At 66.8% G+C, this 25,816-nt stretch carries 27 protein-coding genes; 15 read left to right on the forward strand and 12 right to left on the reverse strand.

Annotated elements, in window-relative coordinates; translation table 11 throughout:
• From HTS88_RS08315 to HTS88_RS08325, 3 genes are all read left to right on the forward strand, one after another.
• Complete coding sequence (locus HTS88_RS08315; protein WP_174177264.1) at nucleotides 1-1,278, forward strand: DUF6986 family protein; 1,278 nt, start codon at nucleotides 1-3, stop codon at nucleotides 1,276-1,278.
• 16 nt (nucleotides 1,279-1,294) lie between these two features.
• Nucleotides 1,295-2,107, forward strand: coding sequence for a bifunctional allantoicase/(S)-ureidoglycine aminohydrolase (locus tag HTS88_RS08320; protein WP_174177266.1), 813 nt, complete (start codon nucleotides 1,295-1,297; stop codon nucleotides 2,105-2,107).
• Nucleotides 2,108-2,194: 87 nt separating this feature from the next.
• Nucleotides 2,195-3,340, forward strand: a complete 1,146-nt coding sequence (locus HTS88_RS08325) for a serine hydrolase domain-containing protein (RefSeq protein WP_174177268.1) — start codon at nucleotides 2,195-2,197, stop codon at nucleotides 3,338-3,340.
• A gap of 27 nt (nucleotides 3,341-3,367) precedes the next feature.
• Here the strand turns inward: HTS88_RS08325 and HTS88_RS08330 are convergent, their stop codons facing one another.
• Complete coding sequence (locus tag HTS88_RS08330) at nucleotides 3,368-4,549, reverse strand: zinc-dependent alcohol dehydrogenase (protein WP_174177270.1); 1,182 nt, start codon at nucleotides 4,547-4,549, stop codon at nucleotides 3,368-3,370.
• A gap of 169 nt (nucleotides 4,550-4,718) precedes the next feature.
• On the opposite strand from HTS88_RS08330, the gene HTS88_RS08335 reads away from it, so the two are divergent.
• Nucleotides 4,719-4,967 (forward strand): hypothetical protein, encoded by a 249-nt coding sequence (locus HTS88_RS08335; RefSeq protein WP_174177272.1) that lies wholly within the window; start codon nucleotides 4,719-4,721, stop codon nucleotides 4,965-4,967.
• Nucleotides 4,968-5,022: 55 nt separating this feature from the next.
• On the opposite strand, the gene HTS88_RS08340 is transcribed toward HTS88_RS08335, so the two are convergent.
• The 3 genes from HTS88_RS08340 to HTS88_RS08350 form a co-directional block, all read right to left on the reverse strand.
• Nucleotides 5,023-5,742, reverse strand: coding sequence for an HAD family hydrolase (locus tag HTS88_RS08340; RefSeq protein WP_174177275.1), 720 nt, complete (start codon nucleotides 5,740-5,742; stop codon nucleotides 5,023-5,025).
• On the reverse strand, nucleotides 5,742-6,032 hold the full coding sequence (locus tag HTS88_RS08345; RefSeq protein WP_174177277.1) for a hypothetical protein: 291 nt from the start codon (nucleotides 6,030-6,032) through the stop codon (nucleotides 5,742-5,744). Before HTS88_RS08345 ends, HTS88_RS08340 begins: the two co-directional genes overlap by 1 nt.
• Nucleotides 6,033-6,100: 68 nt before the next feature.
• Nucleotides 6,101-7,951, reverse strand: coding sequence for a glycoside hydrolase family 15 protein (locus HTS88_RS08350; protein ID WP_174177279.1), 1,851 nt, complete (start codon nucleotides 7,949-7,951; stop codon nucleotides 6,101-6,103).
• Between the two features lie 61 nt (nucleotides 7,952-8,012).
• Between HTS88_RS08350 and HTS88_RS08355 the strand changes: the two genes are divergently transcribed.
• Nucleotides 8,013-8,744: a DUF72 domain-containing protein gene (locus tag HTS88_RS08355; protein ID WP_174177281.1), complete on the forward strand. Its 732-nt coding sequence runs from the start codon at nucleotides 8,013-8,015 to the stop codon at nucleotides 8,742-8,744.
• Nucleotides 8,745-8,809: 65 nt separating this feature from the next.
• Nucleotides 8,810-9,910 carry an App1 family protein phosphatidate phosphatase gene (locus tag HTS88_RS08360; RefSeq protein ID WP_174177283.1) on the forward strand — a complete coding sequence of 367 codons (1,101 nt, stop codon included), beginning with the start codon at nucleotides 8,810-8,812 and terminating at the stop codon, nucleotides 9,908-9,910.
• Here HTS88_RS08360 and HTS88_RS08365 read toward each other — a convergent pair.
• The gene (locus HTS88_RS08365; protein WP_174177284.1) at nucleotides 9,907-11,484 is read right to left on the reverse strand and encodes a glycoside hydrolase family 1 protein; all 1,578 of its coding nucleotides are present in this window, start codon (nucleotides 11,482-11,484) and stop codon (nucleotides 9,907-9,909) included. The two genes, HTS88_RS08360 and HTS88_RS08365, sit on opposite strands and share 4 nt — an antisense overlap.
• 147 nt (nucleotides 11,485-11,631) lie before the next feature.
• On the opposite strand from HTS88_RS08365, the gene HTS88_RS08370 reads away from it, so the two are divergent.
• Nucleotides 11,632-13,041 (forward strand): AAA family ATPase, encoded by a 1,410-nt coding sequence (locus tag HTS88_RS08370; protein WP_174177285.1) that lies wholly within the window; start codon nucleotides 11,632-11,634, stop codon nucleotides 13,039-13,041.
• A 28-nt stretch (nucleotides 13,042-13,069) separates the two neighbouring features.
• On the opposite strand, the gene HTS88_RS08375 is transcribed toward HTS88_RS08370, so the two are convergent.
• The 3 genes from HTS88_RS08375 to HTS88_RS08385 form a co-directional block, all read right to left on the reverse strand.
• On the reverse strand, nucleotides 13,070-13,447 hold the full coding sequence (locus HTS88_RS08375; RefSeq protein ID WP_174177286.1) for a hypothetical protein: 378 nt from the start codon (nucleotides 13,445-13,447) through the stop codon (nucleotides 13,070-13,072).
• Between the two features lie 94 nt (nucleotides 13,448-13,541).
• Nucleotides 13,542-13,865 carry a J domain-containing protein gene (locus HTS88_RS08380; protein WP_174177287.1) on the reverse strand — a complete coding sequence of 108 codons (324 nt, stop codon included), beginning with the start codon at nucleotides 13,863-13,865 and terminating at the stop codon, nucleotides 13,542-13,544.
• A 109-nt stretch (nucleotides 13,866-13,974) separates the two neighbouring features.
• Nucleotides 13,975-14,400, reverse strand: a complete 426-nt coding sequence (locus tag HTS88_RS08385) for an Hsp20/alpha crystallin family protein (protein WP_174177346.1) — start codon at nucleotides 14,398-14,400, stop codon at nucleotides 13,975-13,977.
• Nucleotides 14,401-14,536: 136 nt separating this feature from the next.
• Here HTS88_RS08385 and HTS88_RS08390 point away from each other — a divergent pair, with 136 nt between their 5' ends.
• Entirely contained in the window at nucleotides 14,537-14,857 is a 321-nt protein-coding gene (locus HTS88_RS08390) for a MerR family transcriptional regulator (protein ID WP_174177288.1), read from the forward strand.
• Nucleotides 14,858-14,889: 32 nt separating this feature from the next.
• On the opposite strand, the gene HTS88_RS08395 is transcribed toward HTS88_RS08390, so the two are convergent.
• Nucleotides 14,890-15,690, reverse strand: a complete 801-nt coding sequence (locus HTS88_RS08395; RefSeq protein ID WP_174177289.1) for a phosphatase PAP2 family protein — start codon at nucleotides 15,688-15,690, stop codon at nucleotides 14,890-14,892.
• A 78-nt stretch (nucleotides 15,691-15,768) separates the two neighbouring features.
• Between HTS88_RS08395 and HTS88_RS08400 the strand changes: the two genes are divergently transcribed.
• Complete coding sequence (locus tag HTS88_RS08400) at nucleotides 15,769-16,890, forward strand: DNA alkylation repair protein (protein ID WP_174177290.1); 1,122 nt, start codon at nucleotides 15,769-15,771, stop codon at nucleotides 16,888-16,890.
• Between the two features lie 3 nt (nucleotides 16,891-16,893).
• On the opposite strand, the gene HTS88_RS08405 is transcribed toward HTS88_RS08400, so the two are convergent.
• Together HTS88_RS08405 and HTS88_RS08410 are read right to left on the reverse strand one after the other, a co-directional pair.
• Nucleotides 16,894-17,766 (reverse strand): NAD-dependent epimerase/dehydratase family protein, encoded by an 873-nt coding sequence (locus HTS88_RS08405; protein ID WP_174177292.1) that lies wholly within the window; start codon nucleotides 17,764-17,766, stop codon nucleotides 16,894-16,896.
• A 34-nt stretch (nucleotides 17,767-17,800) separates the two neighbouring features.
• Nucleotides 17,801-18,394, reverse strand: coding sequence for an adenylate kinase (locus HTS88_RS08410; RefSeq protein WP_174177294.1), 594 nt, complete (start codon nucleotides 18,392-18,394; stop codon nucleotides 17,801-17,803).
• A gap of 300 nt (nucleotides 18,395-18,694) precedes the next feature.
• Here HTS88_RS08410 and HTS88_RS08415 point away from each other — a divergent pair, with 300 nt between their 5' ends.
• From HTS88_RS08415 to HTS88_RS08440, 6 genes are all read left to right on the forward strand, one after another.
• A complete protein-coding gene (locus HTS88_RS08415; protein WP_174177296.1) occupies nucleotides 18,695-19,438 on the forward strand; it encodes a GAF and ANTAR domain-containing protein in 744 nt (247 codons plus the stop codon).
• A gap of 64 nt (nucleotides 19,439-19,502) precedes the next feature.
• Entirely contained in the window at nucleotides 19,503-20,486 is a 984-nt protein-coding gene (locus HTS88_RS08420) for a phosphodiester glycosidase family protein (RefSeq protein WP_174177298.1), read from the forward strand.
• Between the two features lie 9 nt (nucleotides 20,487-20,495).
• On the forward strand, nucleotides 20,496-21,608 hold the full coding sequence (locus HTS88_RS08425) for a GtrA family protein (RefSeq protein ID WP_174177300.1): 1,113 nt from the start codon (nucleotides 20,496-20,498) through the stop codon (nucleotides 21,606-21,608).
• 75 nt (nucleotides 21,609-21,683) lie between these two features.
• On the forward strand, nucleotides 21,684-22,352 hold the full coding sequence (locus HTS88_RS08430; protein WP_174177302.1) for a DUF4956 domain-containing protein: 669 nt from the start codon (nucleotides 21,684-21,686) through the stop codon (nucleotides 22,350-22,352).
• Complete coding sequence (locus tag HTS88_RS08435; protein ID WP_174177304.1) at nucleotides 22,349-23,137, forward strand: polyphosphate polymerase domain-containing protein; 789 nt, start codon at nucleotides 22,349-22,351, stop codon at nucleotides 23,135-23,137. Before HTS88_RS08430 ends, HTS88_RS08435 begins: the two co-directional genes overlap by 4 nt.
• Nucleotides 23,138-23,175: 38 nt before the next feature.
• Nucleotides 23,176-24,795 (forward strand): carbohydrate-binding domain-containing protein, encoded by a 1,620-nt coding sequence (locus HTS88_RS08440; RefSeq protein WP_174177306.1) that lies wholly within the window; start codon nucleotides 23,176-23,178, stop codon nucleotides 24,793-24,795.
• A 174-nt stretch (nucleotides 24,796-24,969) separates the two neighbouring features.
• Here HTS88_RS08440 and HTS88_RS08445 read toward each other — a convergent pair whose 3' ends face one another.
• The gene (locus HTS88_RS08445; protein WP_174177309.1) at nucleotides 24,970-25,806 is read right to left on the reverse strand and encodes an alpha/beta fold hydrolase; all 837 of its coding nucleotides are present in this window, start codon (nucleotides 25,804-25,806) and stop codon (nucleotides 24,970-24,972) included.
• Nucleotides 25,807-25,816: the final 10 nt, after the last annotated feature.

Genomic DNA, 25,816 nt, shown 5'->3' on the forward strand with positions numbered 1-25,816 from the left:
ATGGCGGAAACACCCAAACCGTCCTTGTCAGTGGGCGACCTGGCGGCCATCGACGCGCAGCTCGCCGCGACGGACCGCCTGCTGGAGCGGAACTACCCGGGCGACGACGGCTCCCGCCAGCCCGTCCACACCGTGTACGTCCCCGCAGACCGGTTTACGCCGTCGTTCGCAGCTGACTGGGGCGCGCAGGCGATGGCGACGGCGGCCGGCCACGGCGGGCTGGAACGCCTGGGCACGCTGCTGGGCCAGGATGACGCGCTGGCTGGGGCCGTCGCGGCCCGCGTGGAAGCGAAGCTGGACAGTGAGCCGGTCGAGGACCTGCGGCTCGATTTCGAGGACGGGTTCGGGGACAGGGGCGACGACGCCGAGGACGCCGCCGCCGTGGCTGCAGCAGCAGCGGTGGCCGCCGCCGTCGCGGCCGGGTCCGCTCCCCCGTTCTTCGGCATCCGGTTCAAGTGCTTCGAGGCGCCCACGAGGGCCCGCGGGCTCCGGACGCTGGACCTCTTTGTCTCCGGGCTCGCAGCGGCTGGCGAACTTCCCGAGGGACTGGTCCTGACCCTGCCCAAGGTCACCACCGTGGCCCAGGTCCAGGCCATGGACTATGCCGTGTCCCGGCTGGAAGAGGTCCACTCCCTCCCCGCCGGCCGACTCCGCTTCGAGGTCCAGGTGGAAACCCCGCAGCTCATCCTGGGTCCGGACGGCACCTCTCCGGTGGCGCAGTTGCCGCACGCCGTCCCCGGCCGGATCAGCGGCCTGCACTACGGAACCTACGACTATTCCGCCTCCCTGCAGATCTCTGCCGAGTACCAGTCCATGGAGCACCCGGTGGCGGACTTCGCCAAGGAAGTCATGCAGCTGGCAGTGGCCGGCACCGGCATCCGTCTCTCGGACGGGTCCACCAACATCATCCCCGTGGGCGACAACGTGGAAAACGCCTGGCAGCTGCACGGCCGCCTGGTCCGGCGGTCGCTGGAACGCGGCTTCTACCAGGGCTGGGACCTGCACCCGGCCCAGCTGCCCAGCCGGTTCGCCGCCACCTATGCCTTCTACCGGCAAGGACTCCCCGCTGCCGCGGCCCGGCTGCGGAACTACGTGGAACAGACCGAAGGCGGCGTCATGGATGAACCCGCCACGGCCCGCGCCCTGGCCGCCTTCGTCCTCCGCGGCGTCCAGTGCGGCGCCGTCGGTGCCGAGGAAGTCCAGGCGCTGGCCGGCGTCGGAATTCCGCAGCTCACAGTGCTGGCGCACCCGCGGCTCGCCACCACGTCCAACTCCTAGGTAAGGATCAATTTTCATGGGCAAGTACTATTCCCCCACCGGCGGACTGCCGCCGCAGACCCACCTGACCACCGAGCGCGCCATCGTGACCGAGGCGTACACGGTAATCCCGAAGGGCGTCATGACGGACATCGTCACGTCCAACCTGCCCGGTTTCTCGAACACCCGGTCCTGGATCATCGCCCGCCCCATCTCCGGCTTCGCCACCACGTTCTCGCAGCTCATCGTGGAGATCGGCCCGGGCGGCGGCGCCCCCAAGGCCGAGTTCGAGGCCGGGGTGGAAGGCGTCATCTTCGTGACCCGCGGCAAGGTCAGCCTCACCCTCGACGGTGAACTGCACCAGCTGGAGGAAGGCGGCTACGCCTACCTGGCGGCCGGTTCGGAGTGGGGCCTGGAGAACGTATCCGACGACGTTGTGTCCTTCCACTGGATCCGCAAGGCCTACGAACGCCTTGAGGGCTACGAGGCCAAGTCCTTCGTCACCAACGAAAAGGACGTAGAGCCGACGGCGATGCCGGACACCGACGGCGCCTGGAAGACCACCCGCTTCACGGATTCCAGCGACCTCGCCCACGACATGCAGGTGAACATCGTGACGTTCCAGCCCGGCGGCGTCATCCCGTTCCCCGAAACCCACGTCATGGAACACGGCCTCTACGTCCTCGAGGGCAAGGCCATGTACCTGCTGAACAACGACTGGGTGGAGGTGGAGGCAGGCGACTTCATGTGGCTGCGCGCCTTCTGCCCGCAGGCCTGCTATGCCGGCGGGCCGGGCGAGTTCCGCTACCTGCTCTACAAGGACATGAACCGGCAGGTCCGCCTCACCTGACCCTCTTCCCAGCCACGTAGCAGCACATGCCGTAGTGGGCCACCAAAAGGACATGTGCTGCTGCCTGGTTGGGGGAAAAATGGTGGCATGGGCACAATCCGGGTCCGCGGGTGGAAGCGCACGGCGGCAGCCCTGTGCGTGGCCCTGCTGGCGGGAGCCTCTGCCGGCTGCATCCGGGAACCCGATCCCCCGAAGCCGGAGCCGCCCGCCGCCTTTGCGCTGCTGGAGGCCTTCAGCGCCCGGATGCTTGCGGAGGGCGCCCCCGCCGTCCTGATCGCCGTCAGGACCGGAACCGGCACCTGGAGCCACGCCGCCGGAGTGCGGAGCCTGGACTCGGCCGAGCCCGCCACGGTATCCGATACCGTCCGTGTGGGCGGCATTACCGAATCCCTGATCGCCGTCTCGGTGATGAAACTTGCGGCGGAGGGCAGGCTGGACCTGGACAGCCAGGCCAGCCGCTACCTGCCCGAGTTCGGCAGCGTCCTCCATCCGCCCGGCCCTGTGAGCGTGCGGCAGCTCCTGACCCACGAATCCGGGATCCCCGATTTTTCCGTCCCCCTGCTGGCGTCCGGAAGCTGGGCAGAAACGATGAACCGGCCGCTCAGCCTCGAACAGCAGCTGGCCCTGGCGGCCACCGAGCCGTGGGACGGCCGGCTGGCACGGATCTTCGACTACTCCCGTTCGAACTACGCGGCGCTTGCCCTCATTGTTGAACGGCTCCGCGGCCGGGGTATCGATGAGGTCCTGGCTGAGGACATCGCCCGCCCCCTGCGCCTGGAGGCGACCCGGATGGGCGGCCCCCCGCCCACCGGCATGGTCCACGGGTACATCACCCTGGAGGGCAGGCGCACGGATGCCAGCATGCCGGCCTGGCAGGCGGAATCGGCCTCCACCGGGGCCCTCTCAACTGTGGAAGAAGTGAACACGTTCTACGCCGCGCTGCTGCAGGGCAGGCTGCTGCCCCCGGACAGCGTGACGGCCATGAAGGGCGGCTACTCGCAGTACTACGGCTTTGCCCTGCGGCGCTGGAACAACACCTGCAACAACCGCTTCTACTACGGCCTGCCCGGTGACACCGACGGATACGGAATGATCGCCATGACCAGCGAGGACGGCAGGATCCAGCTGGCAATGTCCCTCGCCTACCCTCCGGCACCGCCCACCCTTGAGGCCCACCCGCTGATCCATGAGATGCAGGACGTGGCACAGGAAGCCCTCAACAGCCTGTGCTGAGGGCTTCCTGTCGAGCTTCGTGCGGGGTCAGGCCCCCGGGTTCAGGACCACCTTGATGCAGCCGTCCTCTTTCTTCTGGAACTTTTCGTACAGGGCAGGCGCCCCTTCCAGCCCCGAGCGGTGGGTGACCAGGTCCATCACACCCAGCGGATCGGCGTCGTCCTCCACCAGGGGCAGGATGTCATCGGTCCAGCGCCGGACGTTGCACTGGCCCATCCGGACCTGGATCTGCTTGTCGAACATGGTCAGCAGGGGCATGGGGCTGGCCTGGCCGCCGTACACGCCGCTCAGGGACAGCGTGCCGCCGCGCCGTACTGCGTCGATCGAGGTGTGGAGCACGGCCAGGCGGTCCACGCCGGCAGTTTCCATCGCCTTCTGGGCGAGCTTGTCGGGCAGCAGTGCGAGCGCCTGGTGGGCGAAACCCGCAACAGGGGAACCGTGGGCTTCCATCCCGACGGCGTCAATGACCGCGTCCGGTCCCCGCCCGGCGGTCATCTCCCGCAACTGGTCCGCCACGTCCTTGCCGTAGTCGAGGGTTTCCACGCCGTGCCGCTCCGCCATCGCGCGGCGCTCGGGGACCGGATCCACGCCGACGACCCTAAGCCCGCGCTGCACGCCGATACGGCTCGCGAACTGTCCCACGGGCCCGAGCCCAAAGACCGCGAGGGTACCTCCGGGCGGGACGTCCGCGTATTCGACGCCCTGCCAGGCGGTGGGAAGGATGTCGGAAAGGAACAAGTACCTGTCATCCGGAAGTTCGCTGCCCACCTTCACCGGCCCGTAGTCCGCGTGGGGCACACGCAGGTACTCCGCCTGCCCGCCCGGAACCGAGCCGTAAAGTTCGGAGAAGCCGAAAAGCGCGGCGCCGGAACCCTTGCTCCTGACCTGAGTGGTTTCACACTGCGACTGCAGTCCTTGGGCACACATGAAGCAGTGGCCGCAGGAGATGTTGAAAGGTATCACCACGCGGTCGCCCTTGCGGAGGTTGGTGACGGCGCTGCCCACCTCCTCGACGATGCCCATCGGCTCATGGCCCATGACGTCGCCCTTGTGCATGTACGCGCCGAGCACCTCGTACAGGTGCAGGTCCGAGCCGCAGATCGCCGTCGACGTGATCCGCACAATGGCGTCCGTCGGATCCTGGATGACGGGGTCGGGTACTTCTGCCACGCTTACCGAGCGTTTTCCTTGCCAGGTCAGTGCTTTCACGATTCGCCTTTCCGCAGGTTTTGCCTTCAGTCCGGGCGGAGCCCATCAACCGACGGTATCGGTTCCGGCAGAAAAAAGTAAGTAAGCTGACTAAAGTCTTGTCGCGGGACCCCGGGGCTTCTAGCGTAGGAAGGGCCAGATCCCAGGACACGCGCGAAAGAGGAACGCCATGACGCTCTACCAGCCGGAACCGGTTGAGATCTCCACCCGCATACGGCCAGGCGAATGGACGGAAGAGAGCCTGGAGGAACTCGTGGGCACCTACCGCACCAGGATCATGGAGATGGGTGCCAACATGGCGGAAGTGAGCACGGACATCGAGCGGAGCGATGACGGTTCAGTCAGGGTGGCGGTGGTGTGGAACAAACCCGCTAACGCGGGCGACGAGGATGCCGTCACCGGCGGCCAAAGCGTCTGAACCGGCTGGCCGGCCGAACGGCAAACGCCCCAGCCAGGCCACCCTGCCACGCGCCTCAGCGCGGCCCTTCCGTACTGGCGAGCAGCCGGCCAAGGACGCTTGAGGACAGGTTCCGCAGGAGGTCCCGCGGCCCTTCGTAGACCTCCACAGCGCCCGCCTCGCGGAGTTCACCCGCGCCCGTTCCCCCGCATGTCACGGCAATCGCCGGGATTCCCAGGGCTGCCGCGGCCTTCATGTCCCACACGGCGTCCCCGATGTAGACGGCGTCGGCGGCCTGGACGCCGATGGCCTCGAGTGCGGCCACGAGGATGTCCGGGGCGGGCTTGCTGTTCTTTGCGTCGTTGGCGCTGGTGGCGCCGTCGATAAAGGCGTCGGCGTCCAGGATGGACTTCATCACGTCCAGGTCTTTCCTGCGCGCCGAGGAGGCCAGCGCAACGGCCAGGCCTCCGGCATGGCACCGGGCCAGCAGGTCCCTTGCCCCGTCAAAGGCCCGCAGCGACGGCCAGTGGGAGGCGTACAGCGCCCCGTGGCTGGCCATGACCTCCGGATCGAGGGACCGGTCGCGGCCCTCGGGCAGGAGGCTGTCCACCAGGCGGTCGCCGCCCATGCCCACATGATGGTGGATGGCGGCCATCGGAATGTCGTAGCCCTGCTGCCGGAAGGCTCCCCACCAGGCGACCGTGTGGATGTAGGACGAGTCGATGAGGGTGCCGTCAACGTCAAAAAGAACCCCCCGGCGTCGTCCGCCAGGGGGTACAGGGCCTTGGGGCGCCATCAGCTGACCGCTGCCCGCTTTGCAGCCGGCGCCTTCTTCTGGCGGGCCGCGTCTTCCTTGGCAGAACTTACGGGGCGGACGCGTTCCCGGAGGACCGTGCCTGCGCCGTCGTGGCTCTTGTCCCTGATCAGCCCGGTCCCTGCAATTTCCCGTGCCATCGCCACGCCGGCAACAGCAGCCCTTTTCGTGGGGAAGGTGACCGAGATGGCCATGAGGCTCCCGGCTCCATCCAGCATCCGCACCCTGTAGCCGCCGTCAGGCGCATCCACGAGCTCAAAATACCCGGCCATTCGTATCACTCCTCCATCAGTCACCGCGTTGTGCTTTGTCAGGAGCACTGAGGTGTTAGTAAGTATACTTATCTATTCTGCGAAGGAGAAGCCACCCCTGGCCGCGCCGCCTCAGCACGTCCCGCCGTCTCCGGCGGAATGGGGGTGTCACTTCGCCGAACCGTATCCTGATGCAGCTCCAGGGCGCTAGTCACAAGCGCGAAGTGGCTGAAGGCCTGCGGGGTATTGCCCAGCTGCCGGCCGGCCTTCACCGCCCATTCCTCGCTCAGCAGCCCCACGTCGTTCCGCAGTTCCAGCAGCCGCTCGAAGAGGTCCCGTGATTCCTGGTGCCGGCCCGCACCCAGGAGCGCCTCCACCAGCCAGAAGGAGCAGGCGAGGAAGACGCCCTCGTCCCCCGGCAGGCCGTCGTCGCTCTCTTCAGGACGGTAGCGGAGGACGAACCCGTCCTCGGTGAGATCGCGCTGGATGGCGTCGATGGTCCCGATCACCCGCGGATCGTCCGGAGGCAGGAAGCCGACGCGCGGGATCAGGAGGAGGCTGGCATCGAGCTCCGGCCGGCCGTAGGACTGGACGAACGTGTTGCGGGCGGCGTCAAACCCGTTGGCCATAACGTCCCGGTGGATGGTGTCCCGCAGCCGCTCCCACCGCTCCACCGGTCCCGGCAGCCCGGACTCGCGCACGCCTTTGACCATCCGGTCCGCGGCTACCCAGGCCATCACCTTCGAGTGCGTGAAATGGCGGCGGGGCCCGCGCATCTCCCACAGCCCGTTGTCCGGCTGGTCCCAGATCTTCTCGAGGTGCTCCATCAGGGAAAGCTGGACGTCCCATGATTCATCCGGATGCGTCAGCAGGGAGTTCCGGGTCAGGGCGAGGCAGTCCAGCACCTCGCCCCATACGTCGAGCTGCAGCTGCTCGGCTGCTCCGTTGCCGATGCGCACCGGGGAAGAGTTCTCGTAGCCCTTCAGCCACGGCAGTTCCATCTCCGGCAGGCGGCGCTCGCCGTGGATGCCGTACATGATCTGCAGGTCGGCGGGGTCGCCGGCCACCGCGCGGAGCAGCCAGTCCCGCCAGGCCGCCGCCTCGGCCGTGTAGCCGGCTGCCATGAGGGCCTGCAGCGTCATGGTGGCGTCCCGCAGCCAGCAGTACCGGTAGTCCCAGTTGCGCGGACCGCCCAGCTGCTCGGGAAGGGACGTGGTCACGGCTGCCACGATGCCGCCGGTGGGGGCGTAGGTCAGTGCCTTCAGGGTCACCAGGGACCGCATCACCGCGTCCTGGTACTTCCCCTTGACGGTGCACTGGGATGCCCAGCCGCGCCAAAAGGCGGAGGTGGTGCCCAGGACTTCTTCAGCGTCCACGCTGTGCGGCCGGCCCACGTGGCTTGGCGCCCAGGTGAGGACAAACGGGACGCGCTCCCCCGCGCTGACGGTGAAGTCGCTGAGGGTGTGCATGTTCTCGCCGCGGAGGGGTGCCGGTGTCACCAGGTAGACGGCGTCGGGGCCGGCGATGGCGTGCAGGCCCAGGTTGTCACTGCGGACCCAGGGGATGATGTGGCCATAGTCGAAGCGGAGCACCAGCTCGCTGTGCATCCGCACGGTTCCGCTGACGCCCACCACAATGCGGACGATGTCCGCCACGGAGTCGCGGGGCGGCATGAAGTCGATGACGCGCACCGTTCCTTCAGGTGTTTCCCACTCCGTCTCCAGCACCAGGGTGCCGTCCCGGTAACCCCGGCGGGTGCAGGGGCCGCCACCCTCCGGCGCCAGCAGCCAGCGCCCCGCGTCAGGACTGTCCAGCAGGGAATTGAAGCATGCCGGGGAATCGAACCGTGGCAGGCACAGCCAGTCGATGGAGCCTTCCTTGCTGATCAAGGCCCCCGTTTGAAGGTCGCCAACAACTGCATAATCCTCGATGCGCGCCATGTGCTTACACTGCCACAGTCCGCCCCGTGGTGATGGGCACGATTCGATGTAGCCTGCAGTCATGGCAGTCCACATCGGCACCTCCGGCTGGAGCTACGACCATTGGGAGAACGTCCTCTATCCGCCGGGGCTCCCGGCGAGGGACCGGCTCAAGCATTACGTTGCCCGGTTCAGCACCGTTGAGCTTAATGCCAGCTTCTACCGGTGGCCCCGGGACACCACGTTTGCGGGCTGGAACCGGCGTTTGCCTGCGGGCTTCAGCATGTCGGTCAAGGCTCCCCGCGGACTGACCCACGCCCGGAAGCTTTACCAGCCGGAGATATGGGTGGAACGGATTCAGCGGTGCTGGCACGAGCTCGGCGATAAGCGGGCAGTCCTCCTGGTGCAGCTGCCGCCCGGGATGGAACGCGACGACGCCCGGCTGGACTACTTCCTGGCCAGGATTCCGGGATGGATCCGGGTGGCTGTGGAGTTCCGGCATCCCAGCTGGGACTGCGACGACGTCTACGCTCTGCTGGAGCGGCACCAGGCCGCCTACTGCATCATGAGCGGCGCCAACCTCCCCTGCATCCTGCGCACTACTGCACCGTTCACGTATGTGCGGCTGCACGGCCCCGACCACCAGCACCTCTACGCAGGCTCCTATTCGGACGCCGACCTTCACTGGTGGGCCGACCGGATCCGCGAGTGGTCGGGCAGCGGCCTGGACGTCTACGCCTATTTCAATAACGACGGCGGCGGCAACGCAGTGCGCAACGCCGAGACCCTGCGCTGGATCCTGGGGGAAGGGTGACGTCATGGAGGAACGGCAAGGACCAGGGTAGCTCGGCGCGCTTCAGCCTGTGGCAGAGTGGTCCCATGGACACGGCCCCCCAGACCCCGCCCCAGAACGCAGCAACACCGCCGGACCCGGACAGGAAGTCCGGCCTTTCGGGCAACACGGTTTTCAAGCTTGCCCACCGGATTTCCGACGGCGTCAACGGTGTGCGCATCCAGCTGGCCAAGCGCTGGAAGTTCGTGCCGCAGACCATCGCGTACCAGGGCTACGGATCAACCAGCCTGGTGCGCGTCCTGGGACGGGTCCTGCTGACCCAGAAGCCGATGCCCGGAAGCAAGGCGGAGCACGCAGCGCAGAACGGCAACCAGAACGTGCGCGGCTGGCGGGCCTTCACCAGCGTTCCTTTGCAGTTCACCGACGTCGAGATCACCATCGGCGATGTTGTCACCCATGTCCGGGCGGACAGGGGCGGGCTGATCGATACGGAAGTCAGCGTCCAGCTGGAGCCCGGCTGGCATACCGCGGTGCTGCGCGCCGAGGGCACGGAGCCCGTCGAGGCCAGGATCCGGGTCATCGCGCCGGACGTGAAGTTCGGGATCGTGTCAGATATCGATGACACCGTCATGGTGACTGCCCTGCCCCGGCCGTTCCTGGCCCTGTGGAACACCTTCGTGTTGAGCGAGCGGGCACGCATGGCAACACCCGGCATGGCTGTCCTGCTGGACCGGCTCACGGTGGAGCATCCGGACGCGCCGGTGATCTACCTTTCCACGGGACCCTGGAACGCCGCGCCCACGCTGGCACGCTTCCTGACCCGCAACATGTATCCGTCCGGGGCGCTGCTGCTGACCGACTGGGGCCTCACGCAGGACCGGTGGTTCCGCAGCGGCCAGGACCACAAACACCGGAACCTGGAGCGGCTCGCCAAGGAATTCCCGGACATGCAGTGGCTCCTCATCGGTGACAACGGCCAGCATGACGAAGCCATCTATTCCGGCTTCTCGCAGGAGCACCCGGACAAGGTAGCCGCGATCGCCATCCGCCAGCTGTCCGTCAGCGAATCGGTGTTCGCCGGTGGCCACTCCGAGGACGGGGACCATACCGCGTCGCAGGTGCCGTGGATCTACTCCCCGGACGGCGCCGGCATCGCCAAGCAGCTCACGGCCCTGGACCTGCTCTAGGCGCTGGCACCCAGGGCGGGAACGTCGTCGTCGGGCACATCACTGCCCATCGCCCCGGCGCCCATGACCTCGACGTCCAGGGTGTCACCCGCCATGGCGCCTGCGATGGCTGTGCCTGCCGCGGCAGCCAGGTCACGCTCCTCGATGAGCTCCTGGAGCCAGAAGTAGGAGGCTTTTGGCGTCCGTTCCAGTGTTTCGAAGTCCACGTGCAGGAGGCCGAAGGGCTGGTTGTACCCGGCGGACCATTCGAAGTTGTCCAGGAGCGACCACACGTAGTAGCCCCGAAGGTCAACCGATGCGGCATCCCCGCCCGGGGCGGTAGCTTTCAGGGCGGCCTCGAGGTGGTCCGAGAGGTACTTGAGCCGCCGCTCGTCCGGGATGAACCTGGTGTTGGTGGACTTGTCCCGGACGATGATGTCCTCGAAGCTGGCACCGCCCTCCGTGAGTATGACCGGCGGAAGGTTGGGGTATCGTTCGCCCATCTCCTTCAGGGCCACGGCCATGTACTCCGGCTTCACCGGCCAGCCGTAGGCGGTGATGTCCGCCTCGGGCCAGGTCTCGACGTGGAACGGTGTTCCACCGTTACCGGCCGCGCTCAGGTCGCTGCCCATGGCTTCGGCCATGCTGGCGGGCACTGCTCCGCCGCCCGGCCCTACCGCCACTTTGGTGGGCATGTAGTAGTTGAGCCCGTAGAAGTCCAGCGGCTGGGAGATCAGTTCCATATCCTCGTCCGGGTGCTCGAAGGAGCTGAAGAACTTGGCCGCCCGGATCAGGTCCGGGTATTTGCCGGTCAGCACGGGGTCCGCATAGAGCCGGTTCTGGGCCAGGTCCATCAGCCCGGCGCTGATCCTGTCCAGCGGGTTGATGGAATTGGGCACCATGGGCGAGTAGACGTTGGTCATGCCGATCTCCCCCGGCACCTTGGCGGCGCGCAGGGCCTGGACGGCGAGGCCGTGCCCCAGCAGCTGGTGGTGCACCGTCGGGAATGCCCCCAGCATCAGTTCCTTGCCGGGTGAGTGCAGGCCGAGCGTGTAGCCGTTGGTGCTGACCGTGGCAGGTTCGTTGATGGTCACCCAGCGCGCCACCCTGTCGCCGAATTCCTCCGCGAGGATGGCAGCGTATTCGCCCAGCCGGTAGGCGGTGTCCCGGTTCATCCAGCCGCCGGCTTCGTCCAGCGTCAGCGGGGTGTCCCAGTGGTAGATCGTGGCCATGGGGGAAATGCCGTTGGCCAGCAGCTCGTCCAGGAGCCTATCGTAGAAGGCCAGGCCGGCGCGGTTGGCCGGCCCGCGCCCGGTCGGCTGGATGCGCGGCCACGCGAAGGAGAAACGGTAGGAGTCCACGCCGAGTTGCTTCATGAGCGCAACATCCTGCGGCATGCGGTGGTAGTGGTCCGTGGCAATGACGGGGCTGTGGTTTTCCACGATGGCTCCGTCCTTGGCCGCGAAGACGTCCCAGCCCGCCGGGCCCCGCCCGTCCTCATCCAGCGCGCCCTCAATTTGGAAGGCAGCCGTGGCCACGCCGAGCGTAAATCCGGACGGGATAAGGGCAGCGAGTTCTTTGGCGGTGATGTGCATCTGCGGGCCTTTTGTAACGGAGCGTTTGTAAGTACGTAACAGGATCGCACAGCTGTGGGCGCCTGACGAGCACGGCGGTTCCCGGCCGGTGTCCCGGCAGCCCGCCGGGCCGGAGGGCAGCCCGTTGGGCCCTGCTAGGGTCTGTGGATGGATGAAAAACTGGGGAAGTTCATCGACGATTTCGCTGCACTTGTGCAGCTGGCACAGGCTGGCAACCATAAGGCAACAGCGGGTACGCAACTGCTTGACGCGCTGACGGAGCATCTGGGCCTGCCGGCCGAAAAACTCGCCGTGGTGGAAGAACAGATTCCGCCGCACCGGTTCGTGGATGCGGACATCGTCCTGGCTGAACTCACCGCCACGGATCCCCAAGGCAGGCTGGTGGGCATCGGCGGCGGAGGCCAGCGCCACCATGCATCCCTCAGCGACATGGTGCAGCAGTCGCAGCTTTTCCCCCAGTTTCCGCTCGCCCAGCCGGACTTCGTGAACATGGCAGTGGGCCCTGGCACGCTGCGCCAGGCCGTGGCATTCGGGTTGCGGCTTTTTTCGTACGACGGCGGCAGCCTTGCGGTCCTGCAGCGGGCCGCGGACCCGCGCTCCGGGCGGCAGTCCGCGGTACTTGAGCTGGTGGCTGGAACCGCGGAGACCGGCGCCGCGTTCCTGGCGGAGTACCGCCGGCGAATGGACAGCCAGAGCGTCCTCCAGGGCCAGGTCATTTCATTGACCATGGGCGAGTACGGACCCAGCAGCGGCGGGGTGACCTTCCACCACAGGCCCCGGCTCAAGGAACAGGAGGTGGTCCTTCCGTCCGGGCTGCTGCAGAAGGTGGCCGGCCATGTGGTCGGCATTGCCGGCCACCGGCAGTCACTCAGGGAACATGGGCAGCACCTCAAGCGCGGGGTCCTGCTCTACGGGCCGCCTGGAACGGGCAAGACCCACACCGTCCGTTACCTCCTGGGCCAGGGCGCGGGCACCACGGCTATCCTGCTCTCGGGCGGTTCACTCGCCCGAATTTCCGAGGCGGCCCGGATAGCCAGGGCACTGCAGCCCTCCATGGTCGTCCTGGAGGACTGCGACCTCATTGCGGAGGACCGCAGCTTCGGCCACGGCCCCCAGCCGCTGCTGTTCGAGGTACTGGATGCCATGGACGGGCTGGACGAGGACGCGGATGTCGCCTTTGTGCTCACCACGAACCGGCCGGACCTGCTTGAACGGGCACTGGCCCAGCGTCCCGGCCGCGTGGACCTGGCCGTGGAGATCCCCCTTCCCGCCCTCGCCGAACGCACCGGCCTTCTCCGGCTTTACAGCAGGCATGCTCGTTTCAGTCCCGAGGCCCTGCAGTCTGCCGCGGAACGGACCGCGGGTACCACGGCGTCCTTCGCACGGGAGCTGGTCCGACGCGCGGTGTTGACCGCTGCCGCAGCGGGTGAGGCTGTGGCTGACGCCCACCTGAATGCCGCAGTGGACGAGCTCATGGCGGACGCCGAGACCCTGACCCGCAGCCTGCTCGGAAGCGCTGCCGGGACGTTGCCGTCCCACAGCCACGGGCCGCAGTAACCCGTGGGCTGCCGGTCCGCCCCTGCGGCTACTGGGAGCCGAACAGGAACTCCTTGGCGTGGGCCACCGCCTTCCGGAAGGCATCGTTCCGGAGCGTCACCAGGTGCTCTGTTTCGCCGTCAGCGGGTTCGAGGTAGCCCGTGTAGCCGGGCCGCAGGACCCAGATGTCGCCCCCGGGCGGAAGGTAGAACACGCCAAAGGACCGCTGCTGCTTCTCGTCTGCCGTCCACACCGGCACAACGGCCAGCGCTGCGCCCGTGGCAGGGTTGATCCATTGCGCACGGGGCAGCGGCTGCTCATGCGCTTCAGGGTCCAGGAAGGGAGCAGTTCCGGCTCCCCAGCGCTGTTCAAAGCGCTCGTGGAATGCCGGAATCAGGTGTGAATCGTATCGGCGCCAGTCGCTCATCCGGTTCTCCGCCTCCTCGCGGTGTTGTTGTTGTGTTCCGTTCCCCGTTCCGTTCCCCGCCGGGTACGTTGCCGGGGCCCTGCCAGGATCATCGTCAGGCCCAGGGCCCGCTTTCCCACCGCACCGGGGTGACCCTGATGAGGGGGTCCTGGGATCGGCCGGGGCTGCGCACCTTCCGGACGGGAACGGACTGTCCGGCAGCGGCGGCCCGCTGCTTGTCATATGCGGCGCGCCGCTCAGGATCCCTGAGGACGTTGTAGGCCTGCATGATCATCAGAAGCACACCTTCCGGGGAGGTACCGCCGTCGACGTCCGGATGGTGGCTGCGCATCAGGGCCCGGTAGGCGCGCGAAATTTCCTGTTGCGTGGCGTGCGGCTGGACCCGCAGGGTGTCGTAGTAGTCGGGGCTTGTTGTCATGGTGGCCCTTTTCCGCTCCGCCGGCGTCCGCGAGCGGCGCGGACGCCGGCGGACAAGAACGCCAGGCGCGGGCAACCGTGAAGAGGTCCCCCGCGCCTGCCGGCTGTGGCTAGGTTCCGATCTGGTGCTTTTCGCTCTGCTGGGTATGGATCTCGATCCTGCGAGGCTTTGCCTTTTCAGCCACCGGTATCCGCAGGGTCAGGACGCCCTGGTCGTAGCTGGCCTTGATGTTGTCAGTATCCAGCGTGTCACCGAGGATCAGTTGCCGGCTGAAGACACCGCGGGGACGTTCGGAGGCCACCAGTTCCACATTGGGCTGGGTGGGGTCCTTGCGCTCCGCCCGGACCGTCAGGACGTTGCGTTCAACGTTCAGGTCCAGGGAATCCATCTTCACGCCAGGCAGGTCGAAGGCCACTACAAACTCGCCGTCTTCCTGCCAGGCGTCCATGGGCATGGCAGCCGGGCGGGCGGCGGTTCCGAAGACCTGCTGCGTGAGCCGGTCCAGCTCACGGAACGGGTCCGTGCGCATCAACATCATTTCCCACTCCTTCAGCTTCAGTAGGTGTTCCACCTGGGCCATATCCACCGGTTAATCTATGGTGATGGATATAGATTTTTTATAGCACCCGTGGGAAACTGAAGCAAGACCCCGGACGGATACTGGAGAACTGATGGCGGAACAGGACGCGGGACGGGAGACCGGCCCGAGCAGCAGCCGCGCGCTGTACGCCATCTCGGTGGCAGCGAAGCTGGCTGGAACAGGACAGCAGAACATCCGGCTCTACGAGACCAGGGGCCTGCTGACGCCGTCGCGGACGTCCGGCGGCACCCGCCAGTACAGTGATGACGACATCGCCGTGCTGCTGCGGATCGGCGAACTCCTGGAACAGGGCCTCAACCTCGCGGGCGTGGCCAAGGTGCTGGAGCTTGAGGCCGCCAACAACAAACTGCACCGCGCCCTCAAGCGGGCCAGGTCCAGGCCGCCAGGCTGAGGGGCCGGACAACAGTTCACCCCCCGGACCAGTCAGTCGCGGGGCGAATCCGCCTTGGACAGCTCACCGGTGATCCGCTCCCCGGGAACACGGGCGGTGCGCCATGTATCCAGTGCAATGACCCCGCCCAGGATGACCAGGGAGAGGGACAGCGACGCGAGGGCGTCGCTGAGCCAGTGGTATCCCAGGTACAACCTGCTCACGGCGGCAAGCACGATGCCAATCCCCGCCCCCACAAAACCAAGAACGGCTGCTTTGGTGTTGCTGTGCCGGGAGAACACCAGGAAGGCTCCAACCAGGAGGAAGTCGCACGCCCCCAGGACATGCCCCGACGGGAACGAAAACGTGTGGTCGATCCCGAACAGCATCTGCTCCACGGGCGGCCGCGAGCGCTGGACGATCCGCAGGATGATCTGGGAGATGATGACCCCGGTGACCATCGCCGACGCCAGCAGGATGGGGCGCCAGGCATGTTTCGCGGCGAAGCCCCACCACAGAATAACCACCAGGACGATGATGGGCAGGGCGATCGGGCCAAAGACCACGGCGAGGAAAATCATGAAGGCCGTGCCGGCGTCGGACCTTATCCCCAGGAGCCAGTCACGGACCGGCACATCTGCGGCAGAGAGGCCATCGGCCTGCAGCACGCTGACCAGTGTGGCGATGAACAGCGCAACCCCCGTCACCACCAGGATGATGGCCGCCCGGTACAGTCCCCGCCGGTCGGCGGGGTCCATGTAGCGCTCCTCCACCACGAACTTGTCGTGGAAGGCCCGCCACCTGCCGCGGCTCCGGCTGGTAGTTGCGGAGCCTGCTGAATCCTGATGTCCCACTGTGATGCCCGTCCCTGCGCCGTTGAGATTTTCCTAGGGGAAGAGTATCGCGTTCAGCACTGGCGGTAGCCTGACTCCATGGGTGCAATGAATGAACTGATTGACGCTGCCGCCGTTCATTCTGCCGCGGCGGTCCTCACGGAGGCCGCTCCCGATGTGCAGTGGGCCCGGACCCGCGCCGCCGCCTCCCTGCTGGGCGACCTGAACCTGCGCGCCCGGACAGATCTTGTGGCGCAGGCGCTGCGGGAGGATGTCCTGAGCGCCTCCGGTGCCGGATATCCGACGGCGGCGGTCAGCTTCCGTGCAGCCCTGCGGTTTCCGGAGTTCACGGGCTGGATCCTGTGGCCGGTGTCAGAGGCTGCTGCCAGCCTTGCCGTGGATTCCGGCACCGGGGAGGACTTTGACGACGCCTTGGCCCTGCTGGCGGAACTGACGCCCCGGCTCACCAGCGAGTTTGCCGTCCGCCGCCTGCTGCGCCACAACCTGGACCGGGCACTGGACGCTGCCCTGGAGTGGACGTCCCACCCGGATGAGCATGTCCGCCGCCTGGCGAGTGAGGGAACCCGCCCCTACCTGCCGTGGGCGGTGCGCGTGCCCGGCCTCGTGGAGCGGCCCGAAGCCACCCTTCCCGTCCTGGCCGCGCTGTATCGGGACTCCTCGGAGTACGTGCGGCGGTCCGTGGCCAATCACCTCAATGACCTTGCCCGGCACGCACCCGGCCCCGTGGTGGCCACGGCAAGGGAGTGGCTCTCCGCAGCTGACGGCAACACGGGGTGGGTGGTCCGGCACGGGCTCCGCACGCTCATCAAGAAAGGGCATCCGGAGGCACTGGAACTGCTTGGTTTTTCGCCGGCGCAGGTGGCGGTGGCCGGGCCCCACCTGGACCGGGAGGTCCTGACCCTGCCCGGTGAACTGACGTTCTCCTTCGAGATAGCCAACACCGGCGCGCACGACGTGCGCCTGGCCGTGGACTACCTCGTCCACTACCGCAAGGCCAATGGGAGCCAGTCCGCCAAGGTTTTCAAGGTGTCAACGCTTACCCTTGCCCCGGGTGAGAGCAGGAGGCTCTCCAAACGCCATGCCTTCAGGCAGATGACCACCAGGGTGCACCACCCTGGCCTGCACGCCCTGGAGCTGCAGATCAATGGTGCGGTGCATGGGCGCGCCGAGTTCCTGCTCGAAACCGGCAACGCCGGCTAGCACCTAGCGCGGCGGGCCGCCCGCGGGGTTCTGCCAGTGGTCCCGCCAGGTGTGCTCAGGCTCAAAGCCCAGCAGCCGGCGCGCCTTGTCGATGGACAGCATGGTTTCGTGTTCGCCCAGCTCCTTGACCACCTTGACGCCGGGGAACACTTCCGCGGCCAGGCTGGCACTGGACCGGCTCATGACGGTATCCGCGTTGGCGATGATGAACGCCTCGAATCCCGGCTTCCCGTTGTCGAGGGCGCGGACCACCGCCTGGGCCCCGTCCCGGCCGTCGATATAGCCCCACAGGTTCCATTTCCGGAGGGTTGCGTCGGAGTCGAAGGAGGGGAACTTTTCGTAGTCCTCCACGTCCATGACGTTGGAGAACCGCAGCCCGACGATGCTCAGTTCCGGGTCCCAGCGCGTCAGCTCAGCGGCCATCTGCTCTTCCAGGTGCTTCACCAGGGAGTAGGTGCTTTCGGGCCGGGCGGGGTACTCCTCGTCCACGGGGATGTAGGGCGGGTCGACGTCGAACGGCAGTCCCAGCACCGTCTCGCTGGAGGCGTACACCACCTTCTTGATGCCCGCGCGGCGCGCCGCCTGGAACACGTTGTAGGTGGACAGCATGTTGTTTTCGAAGGTGGCGGCATCGGGAATGATGCCCGGGGCCGGGATGGCACCGAGGTGCACCACGGCGTCAAAACCGTCATGCCTGTCGTCCACTCCCAGCAGCACGTCCAGGACCTGGCCGTAGTTCCGCAGGTCCACCACGACCAGGCCGGGACTGCGGCTGCCTTCGCGGTCCAGGTTGAGGACCTGGTGGCCGTCCTCCGTGAGCCTGCGGACCACGTGCCGTCCAAGTTTGCCGCTACCGCCGGTGACCGCAATTCTCATCAGGTTGTCCTTTACGTTGGTGGCTTGCGCCGGTTCAGGCGCCGGGGCGCGGGGAAGCCAGGAACTTTTCGACGGCGGCGATCGCCTGTCTGGTGATGTCGCCGGGATCTCCGCTGCCGTCCACGGAAACGAGCATTCCACGGCCGGCGTAGACCGAGACTACTTCATGCGTCTCACGGTGGTAGAGATCCAGGCGGCGCCGGAACACGTCCACCGTGTCATCCGTGCGGCCCTGCTCCGCGGCACGCCGGAGCATCCGCTGCTCCAGGACGGAGTCGGGGGCGGTCAGCTCAATGACCGCATCCAGCGCAAACCCCTGGGACACGAGCATGTTGTCCAGCTCCGCCACCTGCGGAGCCGTGCGCGGATAGCCGTCCAGCAGGAAGCCCGCCTGCAGGTCGCTGTCCTGCAGGCGGTCCTTGACCATCGCGTTGGTGAGGTGGTCCGGGACAAAATCGCCGTCGTCGAGATAGCCGGCAGCCTGGTTTCCCAGCTCCGTTTCCTCGTTGACGTTGGTCCGGAAAATTTCTCCGGTGGAAAGCGTGGGAACGCCGAAGTGCCGGGCCAGGTGTTCCGCCTGCGTTCCCTTGCCGGAGCCCGGCGGACCGATGATGAGCAGCCTGGTCATGTCCTGTCCCTCTTCCTGCCCCAGCGGGGCCTGCCAGCCGCCGGTTCCGGGGGTCTGCCGCCGGGAGCACCGGCGCCTGCTTCATTCTGCCGGTAACTCCCCGGCCGGCGCCAGAGAGCCTGCACCGTATGTGTCAAGGTGACCATTTCCCCCGCCGGAGGATGTATATACTTCTGGATATCGGTTTAGCAGCAGGCCGTTGGAAAGTTCCTCGATCCAGCGACCTTCACAGCCTGCCCGCTCCGCCGGGGGGATGCTGGAAGTCACCGGGTTGTCCTGAGCGAATGGCACCAGAAAACCGTGGCCAGCGAGTCAACAGCAAAAACTGATACATCCATTACCGAGCACCTGCATGAGCTGGTCCTCAACAGCTCTGATGTTGAGGACTTCCTTAACGAGCTGGCACAGGTATCCGCACGCAACCTTTCCGAGCCCGGCGATGAGATCATGTGCGCCATCACCCTCCTGCGGCAGCGCAAGGCCGCGACCGTGGCGAGCAGCAGCCCGGATGCGAAGGCCATTGCGCACCTTGAGTATGAGTTCAGCGAGACGCCGAGCCTGACGGCCTCTGCCGCCCAGGAAAGCATCCACGTCCCCGACGCCCGCGACGACGGCCGCTGGCCCGAATACTCCTCGGCCGTGCTGGCCCAGGGCATCCGCTCCGTCCTCGCGCTGCCCTTCCAGCTGGAGGGCGGGACGAAGGCTGCCCTGCTGCTGTACTCGCGCCGGCCACACCGTTTCGAGCCGCGCATCCTTGAATTTGCCGAGGACTTCGTGGGCCAGACGTCCCTGGCCCTGCGCCTGGCGGTGCGCTTTGCCCACTACAGCGAGACTGCGGCGAACCTCCGCGCCACGTTGGAGTCCCGGACGGTGATCGACATGGCCGTGGGCATCATCATGGCCCAGAACCGGTGCAGCCAGCAGGACGCCTTCGAGATCCTGAAAACGGCCTCCAGCACCCGCAACTCGAAGCTTCATGACGTTGCCGCGGCCGTGGTGAATTCGCTGGGCCAAGGGCCGGCACGCACGCACTACGACGGCTAGTTTTCACAGGCCCCTTATATATCCGGTAAATCCCCCTGCCAGCTTGCCTCCCTAGAAATGAGGCATGACTCCGCAACAGACCAGAGAACGTAAACCCGGCCGCGCCCGGCGGGCCATCATCGCCGGGGCCGTGGCCCTCACCCTTTCCGCCGGGGGCGCCACGGCCTGGGCACTGGACCGGTTCGTGGTCCAGCACGTCGAGATCGCCGACGTCTCGGCCTACGAAGCCAGCCAGGCAGGAAACTCCACCGGAACGACGGCTGAAACCGCCACCGATTCCACGTCCTCCACCGCCGTCACCACGGATACTTCCCACGTCTCCGGCTCGTCCAACATCAGCATCTCCACGGTGACCACCGGCAGCGGCGACGACACCGTCACGTACTACGTTGCCGACGTCGTGCTCGATGACGCCACCACCCTCCAGTCCGCCTTCGCCAACGACAGCTTCGGCGAGAACATCACCGAAACCACGTCCGCCATTGCCGAGGCCAACAACGCAGTGTTCGCCATCAACGGCGACTATTACGGCTTCCGGGACACCGGCATCGTGATCCGCAACGGCGTGGTGTTCCGCGACGAGGGGGCGCGGCAGGGCCTGGCGTTCTACCGCGACGGCACCGTCAAGGTCTACGACGAAACCACCACCGCGGCCGGGCAGCTGGTGGCCGAGGGCGTCTGGAACACCCTCTCCTTCGGCCCGTCCCTGCTGGACAACGGCGAAGTGGCCGACGGCATCGAGGACGTGGAAGTGGACACCAACTTTGGCAACCACTCTATCCAGGGCGAACAGCCCCGCACCGCCGTCGGCATCATCGACGACAACCACCTGGTGTTCGTGGTGGTGGACGGCCGCAGCCCCGGCTACAGCGCCGGGGTCACCATGACCGGCCTGGCGGACATCATGCAGGGCCTCGGTGCCACCACGGCGTACAACATCGACGGCGGAGGCTCCTCCACCATGTACTTCAACGGTTCTCTGGTGAACAACCCGCTGGGCGCCAACAAAGAACGCGGCACCTCCGACATCCTCTACATCGGCGGGTAGGGCCCGGACATGATCATCCTGATCCCTGCCTATGAGCCGGACCTGCAGCTTCCCGCCCTGGTCCGCTCCATCCGCCAGGCGGAACCGTGGCTTCCCATCGTGGTGGTGGATGACGGCAGCGGCCCGGAGTACCGGGATGTGTTCGACGCCGTCAGGGACCTTGGGTGCCATGTGATCAGCTATGGGCGCAACAGGGGAAAGGGCTTCGCCCTCAAGTCCGGGCTGGGCTTCATTGCGGACAACCTGCCCGGCCACGACGTGGTGTGCGCCGACAGCGACGGCCAGCACCGGACGGCGGACATCCTCAGGGTGGCCGATTCCCTCCGGGAGGAGGACCGGGCGGGGCAGGGCTGGTCCACGATGGTGCTGGGCAGCCGGAAGTTCACCGGCGACGTCCCGGCGCGCAGCCGGTTTGGCAACACCGCAACGAAGATGCTCTTCACCCTGGCCACCGGCGAGCGCATTTCCGATACCCAGACCGGCCTCCGCGGCTACCCCGCCGCTATGATCCCCTGGCTCCGGTCCGTCCGCGGCGACCGGTACGAATACGAGCTGAACCTGCTGCTGGAAGCGCGGAACGCCGGCTATGCCATCCGTTCGGTGGACATCGCCACGGTGTACCTGGACCACAATTCCGGTTCGCACTTCCGTCCGCTGGCCGACTCGGTGCGGATCTACGCCCCGCTGCTGAAGTTCCTGGCTTCGTCCTTCACTGCGTTCCTGGTGGACACCGTGCTGTTCGTGCTGCTCACGCTGCTGGCCGACTCCCTGCTCCTTGCTGTGCTGGGGGCCAGGGCGGTGAGTTCCGCCGTGAACTTCATGGTGAACCGGCGCATCGTCTTTGACCATGGCAGGGACAAGCCCGCCGGCACCACCGGAATCCGCTACTTCAGCCTCGCCGCCCTGCTGCTTGCTGCCAACTTCGGCCTCATCTGGGCCCTGGAAGGCGCCGGGCTGCTGGCGCTTCCGGCCAAGATCCTGGCTGAGGCCATCCTGCTGGGGATCAGTTTTGTGGTGCAGCAACGCTTCCTCTTCACGGCACAGGCACGCGGAAAAGCAGCCAGCAAATCCTCCCGCACCGGCCCCAGGGAACCGTCAGCCAGCACTCATATACCCGGCTAGGTTCCGTCACAGCACCCGCACAGTTTGGGCGGGCACCGTGAATACCAGCCCACCAAAAACATCCCGGAGAATCCCATGAACCCCCTTATTTTCACCCTCGCCGACCTGGCAGCCATCAGCATCCTGACCTTTGTCCTGTACCTCCGCCGCCACCGCCGCCGCGACCTGGTGGTGTCCTACCTGGGCATGAACGTGGGCGTCCTGGCCGTGGCCACAGCGCTCTCGGGTTCGGCCGCCGGCCTTGGCCTGGGACTGGGCCTGTTCGGGGTCCTGTCCATCATCCGGCTGCGCTCCACCGAGCTGGCCCAGCACGAGGTGGCCTACTACTTCTCGGCCCTGGCCCTTGGCCTGATCGCCGGCCTGGGGATTGAGCCCCTCTGGCTGACAGGTTCACTGATGGCACTGATCCTGCTGGTGATGTTCGTGGGAGACCACCCACGGGTCCTGCCGGCCCACCGCCACCAGACCGTCATCCTGGACCGCGCCATTGCCGAGGACGGCGAACTCTACGCCCGGCTGGAGGAGGTCCTCCACGGCAAGGTCCACTCCGCCACCATCCAGGAACTGGACCTGGTGAACGACAAGACCATCGTGGATGTCCGGTACGCCTACTCCCCCGCAGCTGTCTCGGCCCTGCCGGCGCCGCGGCACGCGGAACCTGCCCCCATGGAACCTGCCTCCCTTCAACCTGCCGCCGGAGAACCAGCCACCGCCCGCCTGACAACCCCTGCAGGTGCCGCATGAGCACACCCGCAACAGCCGTCGTCGTCAGCAACCTCGGCTCCCTCCGCCCCGTTGGGCTGGAGGAGCTCAACTCCGAGGCCGCACTGCAGACCCGTGTGGACCGCAAGTACGTGGTCCCGGCCCGGTTTGCAGGCCAGCTCCTCGCCACTTTCCGCGCCGACGTCCGCGTCCTGGAGATGGACGGCTCCCGCAGCTTCGCCTACGACTCCGTCTACTTCGACACCGCCGGCCTGGACAGTTACCTCCTGGCTGCCCGCGGCCGCCGGCGCCGTTATAAGATCCGCACCCGGACCTATGTGGACAGCGCGGTGAGCTTCCTGGAGGTGAAAACCGAAGGCGCCCGGGAAGCGACGGTCAAGGAACGCATCCCGTACCTGCCCGAGGACCGCGCCCGGCTCACGGCCGAAGGCCTGGAGTACGTCCGCGAAACGCTCACCGCGGCCGTGGGTTCAATACCCCCCGGCCGCCTCCACCCGGTCCTCGAAACCCGCTACCACCGGACCACGCTCTACCTGCCGGAGTCCGGGAGCCGCGCCACCATCGACACGGACGTGACCTGGCAGCGTCCCGGCCAGGCTGCTTGGGTGCTCGACGATGCGGTGATCCTGGAGACCAAGTCGGGCTCCACGGCCGGGCCGCTGGACCGGCATTTGTGGGCACACGGCGTCCGCCCCTCCCGGATCTCGAAATTCGCCACCGGCATGGCCGCCCTGTGCCCGGACCTACCCGCAAACCGCTGGAACCGGACGCTGCGCCGCAGCCTCTCCCTCCGGCCCGTAGCCTGACCCCCATCTCCCCCACGCTTTCACCTGAAGGAAAAACCATGAAACGCTTCCGCACACATCTGTCCGTCACCGCGCTTGCCCTGGCCCTCGGCCTGGCGGGCTGCTCCGTGGGCGGCACGACTCCCACCGGGGTCTCGGCCGTCAGCAGCCAGGCCTCCACCACCAGCGCGGGCTCTGCCGCCTCCACTGCCTCCACCGGCACTGCGGGGGCCGTCTCGTTGGACGCCCTCGCTGACGACACCCACTACGACGCCGACGACCTCACTTGGGACGCCGCCTCCGAAGTAGCCGTGACCATGGCGGACGGTGCCAGCGCTGCTGCCGCCGGAACGTCGTCGTCCGCTGTCAAGGTCGACGGCGATACCGTCACCATCACCGCCGCCGGCACCTACCGCCTCAGCGGCTCACTGTCCGACGGGCAGGTGGTGGTGGCTGCCAGTGAGGAAGACGTGGTCCGGATCATCCTTGACGGGGCAGCCATCACCAGCTCCACGGGGTCCCCGTTCGTGGTGCAGGGCGCGAACGAGGCGATCGTGTACCTCGAGGACGGAACCACCAATTCCCTCAGCGACGCCGCCACCTACGCCGGCCAGGGCACGGATGCCCCCGACGCAGCCTTGTACTCCATGGCCGACCTCACGATCGCCGGGACCGGGTCCCTCACCGTAGACGGCAACTTCAACGACGGCATCTCCTCGAAGGACGGCCTTGACCTCGCCGGAGGCACCGTGACGGTGGACGCTGAGGACGACGGCATCGTCGGCAAGGACTACGCGGTGCTCCTGGACGGCGCCTACCAGGTGACAGCAGGCGACGACGGCTTCAAGTCCGACAACGAGGAGGACGAGGGGCGCGGCTGGGTACTGGTCAACGGCGGCACCCTGAACGTCAGCGCCGGCGACGACGGCATCAAGGCCTACAACACGCTCACCATCGCGGCAGGCACCACCACGGTGGAGGAGTCGGAGGAAGGCCTCGAGGCCCAGCACATCATCATGACCGGCGGCACCGCCACCGTCACCGCCAACGACGACGGCGTGAACGCCTCAGGCGGCAGCACAAGTTCCAGCACCACCGCCGAAGGCGGAATGGGCGGCGGCATGGGTCGCGGGGAGATGGCCGTGGGCGACTACACCGTGGACATCAGCGGCGGCCTGCTGACCATCAACTCACAGGGCGACGGCCTGGACTCCAACGGCAACGCCAGCATCTCCGGCGGCACCGTGGTGGTCAACGGCCCCACGAACGACGGCAACGGGGCGCTTGACGTCAACGGTGAACTGGTGGTCACGGGCGGAACAGTGGCCGCCGCGGGCAGCGCGGGCATGGCTGTCACACCGGGAGCCTCCTCCACGCAGTCCGGCGTGCAGGTGACCCTTGATTCGTCCATTCCCGCCGGCACCGTAGTCCAGATCGCCGACTCCTCCGGCACCGTGGTGGCTGCATTCGTCACCACCAAGGCCGCAGCCTCGCTGGTGTTCTCCTCCGCGGCCATCAGCGACGGCGCGGAATACACGGTGTACACCGGCGGAACGGCAACGGTCAGCGCGGGCATCGGTGAAGGGTCGCTCGACGGCGCCTCGGAGCAGGGTACGGTCACGGCCGGGGAATACAGCGCAGCGCAGGGCCCCGGCGGCGGAGGCGGCCCCCGCTGGTAAACCCCCAACCCTCGCTCACCTAACGCAACGTATCCTCAAACGCTCTCTCACCTAACGCAACGTTTCCCCAAACGCTCTCCCACTTAACGCAACGTTTCCCCAAACGCTCTCCCACGTCCGACGGCGGCAGTCATGCCGCCGTCGGACGTTTTGCATGCGCGGGGAGGGAAGCTGCTACTTGGCGAGGAAACGCAGGAGCGCTTCGTTGACTTCGGCGGCGTGTGTCCACAGCAGGCCGTGCGGGGCACCTTCTATTTCCACATAGTCGGCAGTGGGCAAGGCCTTGGCGAACAGCCGGCCGGTGGAGTCGATGGGCAGGATATTGTCCGCGGTGCCGTGGAGGATGAGCGCGGGAACGTCGATCTTGGGGATGTCGGCCCGGAAATCCGTAAGCCACGTTGGCTGGGCTGCCACTGATGCCGTGGCACCCGCATTCGCGGCCAGGTTCCAGCTGGCGTTGACTGCCTCCTGGCTCAGTCGGGGCGTGCCCAGGAACGTGTCCGAGTTGTAGAAGTTCTTGAAGAACTCGGTGAAGAAGGCGTACCGGTCCGCAGTGACGGCCTCGTTCAGCCCATCGAAAACCTCCTGCGGGACGCCGTCCGGGTTGTCATCGGTCTTGAGCAGGAAAGGTTCCAGGGAGCCGAGGAAGGCTGCCCGCGCCACCCGGGCGGAGCCGTAGGTGCCCAGGTAACGGCCCACCTCGCCGGTGCCCATGGAGAAGCCCACCAGTACAACATCGTTGAGGTCCAGGGCTGTCAGCACAGTGTTGAGGTCTGCTGCGAAGGTGTCGTAGTCGTAGCCCTCGGTGGTCTTGCTTGATTGGCCGAAACCGCGGCGGTCGTAGGTTATGACACGGTAGCCCGCGTCAAGGAGGGCCGCTGTCTGCTTTTCCCAGGAGGAACCGTCCAGGGGGTACCCGTGGATCAGCACGACGGGCTGGCCGGAGCCGTGGTCTTCGTAGTAAAGCTCGATATCAGTGCTGTTTTCGGTTCCAACGGTAATGAAGGCCATCGCGGCGGGT

It is taken from the genome of Pseudarthrobacter oxydans, from assembly GCF_013314975.1.
GTDB classification, from domain to species: Bacteria; Actinomycetota; Actinomycetes; order Actinomycetales; family Micrococcaceae; genus Arthrobacter; species Arthrobacter oxydans.

What these genes read in the sequence shown, in the direction of transcription:
- HTS88_RS08435 (WP_174177304.1), top strand. Translation starts at nt 22,349, where the DNA reads ATGAGCACACCCGCAACAGCCGTCGTCGTCAGCAACCTCGGCTCCCTC.
- HTS88_RS08390 (WP_174177288.1), top strand. Translation starts at nt 14,537, where the DNA reads ATGGCGGAACAGGACGCGGGACGGGAGACCGGCCCGAGCAGCAGCCGC.
- HTS88_RS08410 (WP_174177294.1), bottom strand. Translation starts at nt 18,394, where the DNA reads ATGACCAGGCTGCTCATCATCGGTCCGCCGGGCTCCGGCAAGGGAACG.
- HTS88_RS08420 (WP_174177298.1), top strand. Translation starts at nt 19,503, where the DNA reads ATGACTCCGCAACAGACCAGAGAACGTAAACCCGGCCGCGCCCGGCGG.
- HTS88_RS08425 (WP_174177300.1), top strand. Translation starts at nt 20,496, where the DNA reads ATGATCATCCTGATCCCTGCCTATGAGCCGGACCTGCAGCTTCCCGCC.
- HTS88_RS08405 (WP_174177292.1), bottom strand. Translation starts at nt 17,766, where the DNA reads ATGAGAATTGCGGTCACCGGCGGTAGCGGCAAACTTGGACGGCACGTG.
- HTS88_RS08350 (WP_174177279.1), bottom strand. Translation starts at nt 7,951, where the DNA reads ATGGCGCGCATCGAGGATTATGCAGTTGTTGGCGACCTTCAAACGGGG.
- HTS88_RS08365 (WP_174177284.1), bottom strand. Translation starts at nt 11,484, where the DNA reads ATGCACATCACCGCCAAAGAACTCGCTGCCCTTATCCCGTCCGGATTT.
- HTS88_RS08385 (WP_174177346.1), bottom strand. Translation starts at nt 14,400, where the DNA reads ATGTTGATGCGCACGGACCCGTTCCGTGAGCTGGACCGGCTCACGCAG.
- HTS88_RS08335 (WP_174177272.1), top strand. Translation starts at nt 4,719, where the DNA reads ATGACGCTCTACCAGCCGGAACCGGTTGAGATCTCCACCCGCATACGG.
- HTS88_RS08355 (WP_174177281.1), top strand. Translation starts at nt 8,013, where the DNA reads ATGGCAGTCCACATCGGCACCTCCGGCTGGAGCTACGACCATTGGGAG.
- HTS88_RS08315 (WP_174177264.1), top strand. Translation starts at nt 1, where the DNA reads ATGGCGGAAACACCCAAACCGTCCTTGTCAGTGGGCGACCTGGCGGCC.
- HTS88_RS08345 (WP_174177277.1), bottom strand. Translation starts at nt 6,032, where the DNA reads ATGGCCGGGTATTTTGAGCTCGTGGATGCGCCTGACGGCGGCTACAGG.
- HTS88_RS08445 (WP_174177309.1), bottom strand. Translation starts at nt 25,806, where the DNA reads ATGGCCTTCATTACCGTTGGAACCGAAAACAGCACTGATATCGAGCTT.
- HTS88_RS08360 (WP_174177283.1), top strand. Translation starts at nt 8,810, where the DNA reads ATGGACACGGCCCCCCAGACCCCGCCCCAGAACGCAGCAACACCGCCG.
- HTS88_RS08380 (WP_174177287.1), bottom strand. Translation starts at nt 13,865, where the DNA reads ATGACAACAAGCCCCGACTACTACGACACCCTGCGGGTCCAGCCGCAC.
- HTS88_RS08375 (WP_174177286.1), bottom strand. Translation starts at nt 13,447, where the DNA reads ATGAGCGACTGGCGCCGATACGATTCACACCTGATTCCGGCATTCCAC.
- HTS88_RS08320 (WP_174177266.1), top strand. Translation starts at nt 1,295, where the DNA reads ATGGGCAAGTACTATTCCCCCACCGGCGGACTGCCGCCGCAGACCCAC.
- HTS88_RS08430 (WP_174177302.1), top strand. Translation starts at nt 21,684, where the DNA reads ATGAACCCCCTTATTTTCACCCTCGCCGACCTGGCAGCCATCAGCATC.
- HTS88_RS08400 (WP_174177290.1), top strand. Translation starts at nt 15,769, where the DNA reads ATGGGTGCAATGAATGAACTGATTGACGCTGCCGCCGTTCATTCTGCC.
- HTS88_RS08325 (WP_174177268.1), top strand. Translation starts at nt 2,195, where the DNA reads ATGGGCACAATCCGGGTCCGCGGGTGGAAGCGCACGGCGGCAGCCCTG.
- HTS88_RS08340 (WP_174177275.1), bottom strand. Translation starts at nt 5,742, where the DNA reads ATGGCGCCCCAAGGCCCTGTACCCCCTGGCGGACGACGCCGGGGGGTT.
- HTS88_RS08370 (WP_174177285.1), top strand. Translation starts at nt 11,632, where the DNA reads ATGGATGAAAAACTGGGGAAGTTCATCGACGATTTCGCTGCACTTGTG.
- HTS88_RS08440 (WP_174177306.1), top strand. Translation starts at nt 23,176, where the DNA reads ATGAAACGCTTCCGCACACATCTGTCCGTCACCGCGCTTGCCCTGGCC.